1 protein-coding gene is annotated in these 849 nt (G+C 48.5%); it reads left to right on the top strand.

Going from position 1 to position 849, the window contains the following annotated elements; translation table 11 throughout:
- Positions 1-849, top strand: an 849-nt coding sequence (locus A3766_RS03345; RefSeq protein ID WP_068641680.1) for an alkane 1-monooxygenase, incomplete at both ends; no start/stop codon positions are given.

Genomic DNA, 849 nt, shown 5'->3' with positions numbered 1-849 from the left:
TCAATACGAATGGTCCTGGTTTAACTTTATTGGTGGAGCCTTAACAGCAGGTTTAGCCGCTGGAATTGGCGTTAACCTTGGCCACGAGATGGGCCATAAGGTCAATGACCGAACGCAGGTGTTTTTTGCAAAGATGGCTCTAGCTTTACCGGGATATGGGCACTTTTTTATCGAGCACAACAAAGGCCATCACAAAGATGTGTCGACGCCTGAAGATCCTGCATCATCAAGAATGGGCGAGTCTATCTATCAATTCGTAAAACGAGAAGTGCCTGGGGCATTTCGCCGAGCATGGGAGCTGGAAAGCGCAAGGTTGAAGCGACAGGGTAAGTCAGAGTGGTCGTTACAGAATGAGATTATCCAGCCCGCTCTTGCAACTGTTGCATTGTACAGCATGCTGCTAGCTTACTTTGGGCCTGTGATGATTCCATTTCTGTCGATTGTGGCTGCATTCGGCTACTGGCAGCTGACGTGTGCAAATTACATTGAACATTATGGTTTGCTCAGGCAGAAGAACGAAAAGACTGGGCGATTCGAGCGCTGTCAGCCACACCATTCCTGGAATTCGAATCAGAAAATTTCCAATCTGATTCTCCTGCACTTACAACGTCACTCTGACCACCACGCGCATCCGACTCGCGCTTACCAAGTTCTCCGTGATTATCATGGTGTACCTTCTCTTCCTGCCGGATACCCATGGATGTTCGTATTAGCGATGATTCCACCGGTTTGGTTTTCGGTAATGGATCCGAAGGTTGTGAAATGGGCTGGTGGAGATATGGACAAGGTAAATATCGAGCCCACTAAGCGCGACGAGATCTTCTCTCGTCACCATCACCCTGAAGTAGA

This window comes from Oleiphilus sp. HI0132, from assembly GCF_001635845.1.
This window is presented reverse-complemented; position numbering and strand designations above follow the sequence as displayed.